At 62.1% G+C, this 5,001-nt stretch carries 5 protein-coding genes; 3 read left to right on the top strand and 2 right to left on the bottom strand.

What is annotated here, in order from left to right; all coding sequences use genetic code 11:
* The first annotated feature begins 191 nt into the window (after positions 1-191).
* On the top strand, positions 192-1,085 hold the full coding sequence (locus AC0L3D_RS36050) for a sugar phosphate isomerase/epimerase family protein (RefSeq protein WP_287344191.1): 894 nt from the start codon (positions 192-194) through the stop codon (positions 1,083-1,085).
* A gap of 17 nt (positions 1,086-1,102) precedes the next feature.
* On the opposite strand, the gene uxuA is transcribed toward AC0L3D_RS36050, so the two are convergent.
* Positions 1,103-2,287, bottom strand: coding sequence for a mannonate dehydratase (uxuA, locus tag AC0L3D_RS36045; RefSeq protein WP_473647457.1), 1,185 nt, complete (start codon positions 2,285-2,287; stop codon positions 1,103-1,105).
* A 75-nt stretch (positions 2,288-2,362) separates the two neighbouring features.
* Here uxuA and AC0L3D_RS36040 point away from each other — a divergent pair, with 75 nt between their 5' ends.
* Positions 2,363-3,148: an SDR family NAD(P)-dependent oxidoreductase gene (locus AC0L3D_RS36040; protein WP_473647456.1), complete on the top strand. Its 786-nt coding sequence runs from the start codon at positions 2,363-2,365 to the stop codon at positions 3,146-3,148.
* Positions 3,149-3,414: 266 nt separating this feature from the next.
* Positions 3,415-4,422: a cell division protein FtsZ gene (ftsZ, locus tag AC0L3D_RS36035; RefSeq protein ID WP_023797312.1), complete on the top strand. Its 1,008-nt coding sequence runs from the start codon at positions 3,415-3,417 to the stop codon at positions 4,420-4,422.
* A gap of 181 nt (positions 4,423-4,603) precedes the next feature.
* On the opposite strand, the gene AC0L3D_RS36030 is transcribed toward ftsZ, so the two are convergent.
* A complete protein-coding gene (locus AC0L3D_RS36030) occupies positions 4,604-4,837 on the bottom strand; it encodes a DUF6429 family protein (RefSeq protein WP_473647455.1) in 234 nt (77 codons plus the stop codon).
* Between the last annotated feature and the right edge of the window lie 164 nt (positions 4,838-5,001).

Below are 5,001 nucleotides of genomic sequence, written 5' to 3'. Positions count from 1 at the left end.
CCCCCCGCCCCTCGCCCCCCGACACCCCACGTCCCACAAACTCCGGGCGGCCCCCGCCCCCCAACCCACCCCCCCCCGCGGGGGGGGGGGGGGGGGGCCCCGGCCCCACCAATTTTTGTTTGAGCATCAGATTTTTCGCAAACCGGTTCCCACTTCTTGGGTCCGATGCTCTCGAGCAGCAGGAGACGATCGTGTCGCGCATTGGAATCCACTCTTTCGTCTGGTCGGCGAGCTCGGCGCAAGACGACCTCGAACGGACGCTGGCCAACACCAGGGAGGCGGGCTTCGACCTGATCGAATTCTCCTATCTTGACCCTGCCAATGTCGATGTTGGCGGGCTGGCCAAGCGCATCGCCGACCTCGATCTCGGCGTGGCGATCAGCATCGGGCTGCCGCCCGACGGCGACATTTCAAGCGCCGACAAGGCGATTGCCGCGCACGGCGTCGAAGTCCTCAATGACACGATCGCGCTCACCCGCGATCTCGGCGGCCGGAAGGTCGCCGGCATCCTCAGCACCAGCCATGGATTGCAGACTGAGGCGCCGACGCGCGATCAATGGAACCGCAGTGCCGCCACGCTTGCCAAGGTCGCGGAGACCGCCAAGGCCGCCGGCGTCACGCTCAACCTCGAGATCGTCAATCGCTTCGAGAGCAATCTGCTCAACACCGCGGCGCAAGGGTTGGCCTTCATCGAGGACACCGGTTCCGACAACATTTTTCTGCATCTCGATACGTTCCATATGAACATCGAGGAGGCCGATGTCGGGTTGGCCATCCGCCACGCCGCCAAAAAGATCGGCTATGTCCATATCGGTGAGAGCCATCGCGGCTTCCTCGGCACCGGCAACATCGACTTTGCCGCGATCTTCGATGCGCTGACCGCAATCGGCTATGGCGACGACCTCAGCTTCGAATCCTTCTCGTCGGAGATCGTCGACGAGAACCTGTCGAAGAAAACCGCCATCTGGCGCAATCTGTGGACCGACAATATGGAGCTGGCCCGGCATGCGCGCCGCTTCATCGCCATCGGGCTGGAGACGGCGCAGCGCAAGGCCGAGCTTGTTGCGTCAAGCCATCAGCCTTAGGCTTCCGGTTGCGATCCTCAGGCCAGCTCAAAACGTTCCACCGCGCGCATGATGCCACGCAGCTCGGCCAGGCCTTTCAGGCGGCCGATCAAAGAATAGCCGGGGTTGATCCTGGTCTTGCCGATATCGTCGGCGAGCAGATGGCCATGATCGGGTCGCATGGGAATCCGCCAATCAGCGCGACCTTCCCTTCGGCGGCGCGTCTCTTCGTGCATCAAAGCGAGGATGACATGCGCCATGTCGGTGCCGCCCTCCAGATGCTCGGCTTCATGGAAGGAGCCGTCATCCTCGATGGTTACATTGCGCAGATGGGCGAAATGGATCCGGTCGGCGAACTCCTTGACCATGCCGACAATGTCGTTGTCTGCGCGCGTACCGTAGGAGCCGGTGCAGAATGTCAGGCCGTTGGCCGGGCTGTCGACGGCGTTGAGGATGAAACGCGCGTCCTCGGCGGTCGAAACGATCCGTGGGAGGCCATAGAGCGAGAATGGCGGGTCGTCGGGATGGATGCACATGCGCACCCCCTCCTGCTCGGCCACCGGAATGATGTCGCGCAAAAACCAGGCAAGATTGTCGCGCAGCTCCTTCGGCCCGATCGAGTCATATTCCGCCAATGCCTCACGAAAACTATCCCGGTTGTAGCTGCGCTCGGTTGCCGGCAGGCCGGCAATGAGATTGCGCTCGATCCTGTCGATCTGCTCTTCGCTCAATTCCTTCAGTCGCGATACCGCTTCCGCGATACGTGCCGCGCTGTAGCCGAATTCGGCATTCCTGCGCTTCAGGACGAACAGGTCGTAGGCGGCAAAATCGATCGCATCGAACCGCAGTGCGTAGCCCGTCGTTGGAAGCCGATAGGCAAGGTCGGTGCGGGTCCAGTCGACCACCGGCATGAAGTTATAGCAGATCGTCGCAATGCCAGCCTTGGCGAGCGCACGGATCGTGTCCTTGTACCAGCCGACATAGCGAAGCCGTTCCGCCGAGCCGATCTTGATCGAATTGTGGACGGGAATGCTCTCCACAACCGACCAGGTCAGCCCTTCGGCCTCGATGACCCGCTTGCGCTCCAAAATGTCCGTCAAAGGCCAGGCGCGGCCGTCATAGATATTATGCAGGGCGGATACGACGCCCGTGGCTCCGGCCTGCTTGACATGATCGAGCGTCACCGGGTCGTCAGGGCCATACCAGCGCCAGCATTGTTCCATCGAGGCTTTCCTTTGCGATAAAACGGAACCGTATTGTTGGGCCACAATGGAAGTCAAATTAAAGGAGTTTGCGCAATGAAGGATTTCGAGGGCAAGATCGCTCTGGTGACGGGGACGACCGGGATCGGCCTGACAACCGCCAGACGTCTTGCGGCGGGCGGGGCGGCGATCATCGCCTGCGGCATCGACCGCGCGGCCAACACGGCGATGAGAGCGGAACTGGGCAGCTCCGGCGCCGAGGCGCTGGTCGTGGCCGTCGACGTCTCCGTGCCGGATCAGGTCCGCGACGCGGTCGCAGCCGGTGTTGAACGGTTCGGGGGCCTCGATATCATCGTCAATTCCGCGGCGGTCCATCCGTATGGCACCGCTGTTAGCACCGATTTCGACATCTGGAACCGGGCGATGTCCGTCAATGTCGGCTCGATCTACCTGACCGCGCATTTCGGTATTCCGGAAATGATCAGGCGAGGCGGCGGCGCCATCGTCAACGTGGCTTCGGTGCAAGGTTTCGCCTGCCAGCAGAACGTCGCCGCCTATGCCACGACCAAGGGCGCCATCCACACATTGACGCGCGCTCTGGCGCTCGATCACGCGCGCTCCGGCATTCGCGTCAATTCCGTCAGCCCGGGCTCGATCCGCACCCCGATCCTGGAAAAAGCGGCGCGCGGCGAAAACGGCACCGACGCCGATGTCGAGGCCGCCTACAGGCGCTTCGGCGAAGCGCACCCCATCGGGCGCATCGGCGAGCCGGAGGAAGTGGCGGAACTCATCGCCTTTCTGTGTTCGTCGAAAGCCGGGTTCTGCACCGGCGCGGACTACAGGATCGATGGCGGCCTGACTGCCGGCATCGGCGTGAAGTAGAACGGGAAGATCGGTCTCGGCTTTACGGGAGACGTTGTCATCGGACGATTTTCGGTCAGCCGCCACACGTAGCACCAGCGGCGGCGAACCAATAGCGCATAACATGCGCGAGCGCGAATACTGCACTTGCAGCCGGTTCAACCGTCTGATTCCCTTGGTTACGCTGGGCTGTCCTGATTCGCGCACTGTCCAAAGTCTTTGCAGCGCGCCGGGAACAAGCCTTCCACCGACCGCTGCGCTTGCGCATTCAAGGGGAGAGACGGCAAATGAACACTGCAACGAGGCCGACAATCTCGGAGATGAGGCCCAAGATATCCGTCATCGGGGTTGGCGGCGGTGGCGGCAACGCCATCAACAACATGATCGCCGAAGGCTTGCAGGGCACCGAGTTCATCGTTGCTAACACCGATGCCCAGGCGCTCACCATGTCGAAGGCAACGCGGCTGATCCAATTGGGAGCGCACGTCACGGAAGGCCTTGGTGCAGGATCCCTGCCCGAGGTCGGCCATGCCGCGGCCGTGGAATCTATCGACGAAATCATGGACCATCTTGCGGGAACGCATATGTGTTTCGTGACCGCAGGCATGGGAGGCGGAACTGGAACCGGTGCAGCACCGGTCATAGCGCAGGCCGCGCGCAACGCAGGAATACTGACCGTGGCCGTCGTCACCAAGCCGTTCGTCTTCGAAGGAAACCGCCGAATGCATGCCGCCAATGAGGGCATCGAGCGGCTGCGCGAAAGCGCCGATACCGTCATCGTCATACCGAACCAGAACCTCTTCAGGATCGCCGATGCCAAGACGACGTTCGCGGACGCTTTCGCCATGGCGGACCGCGTACTCTACGCCGGCGTCGGCTGCATCACCGATCTCATCGTCAAGGAAGGCCTGATCAATCTCGACTTTGCCGATGTGAAGTCGGTGATGCGCGATATGGGTCGCGCGATGATGGGGACCGGCGAAGCCACCGGCGAGGACCGCGCCAGGAAGGCAGCCGAAGCGGCGATCGCAAACCCGCTTCTCGACGAAGCGTCGATGATGGGCGCCAAGGGCGTCCTTGTCTCGATATCGGGCGGCACTGACATGACGCTGTTCGAGGTCGACGAAGCCGCCACGCGCATCCGCGAGGAGGTCGACGCCGATGCCGACATCATCGTCGGCGCCATTTTCGACAAGGCGCTCGCAGGAAAATTCAGGGTGTCGGTGGTCGCGACGGGATTGCGGCGGGGGCTTGAGATTCCGCTGACGGTGGGGTTGGAAAACCGTGTGAATTGAGCGACGCTCTTATGGCAGCACCACGGCAGGTTTCGACTGAAGGTCCGACGCACCGGACACCGCCGCCAGACGGTAATCGGGCGGAACGCCCAACCCTAATTGTTGCGGGATAGGCCTGCCGAGCAAGTTGTCGGTTTTGCCTGCGCGACTCTTGCTGTCGAATTGGAACGCCAGCCAGCGCTCATGGCGCCGGCCGCGTGAGCAGGGTGCGGAACAATTCCTCAGCCCGTCGCAGGCCCTCATCTGTCAGAACCACCGACTTCGCCTTGTTTACCGGATTGGCGATCAGTCCCTTCTGGTGCAAGCGATCCAGAGCATCCCAATCCAATCCCTTCCAGGCGCGCCTCTCTTCATGCAGCGTTAGCCAAAGCAGCCCCAGAACGGCATTGTCGATCTTGTCGGTGTCCATCTCCATGCCAAGCAGTTAACACGGGAAGACGGCGCCTGCCGAGACCCACACCGTCGGGTAACTCGATGAGGATCAAACTGGCCGCGCCAGGCTGCAAACGCAAAACGGCCCGCGTGATGCGGGCCGTTTTGTGGATTTGGTTGCGGGGACAGGATTTGAACCTGTGACCT

It is taken from the genome of Mesorhizobium sp. WSM4837 (assembly GCF_055811435.1).
Note: the sequence above shows the minus strand (reverse complement) of the source record. Positions and strands in the feature narration are given on the sequence as shown.

Coding starts and splice junctions, on each gene's coding strand:
- uxuA (WP_473647457.1), bottom strand. CDS start 2,287: ATGGAACAATGCTGGCGCTGGTATGGCCCTGACGACCCGGTGACGCTC.
- AC0L3D_RS36040 (WP_473647456.1), top strand. CDS start 2,363: ATGAAGGATTTCGAGGGCAAGATCGCTCTGGTGACGGGGACGACCGGG.
- ftsZ (WP_023797312.1), top strand. CDS start 3,415: ATGAACACTGCAACGAGGCCGACAATCTCGGAGATGAGGCCCAAGATA.
- AC0L3D_RS36030 (WP_473647455.1), bottom strand. CDS start 4,837: ATGGAGATGGACACCGACAAGATCGACAATGCCGTTCTGGGGCTGCTT.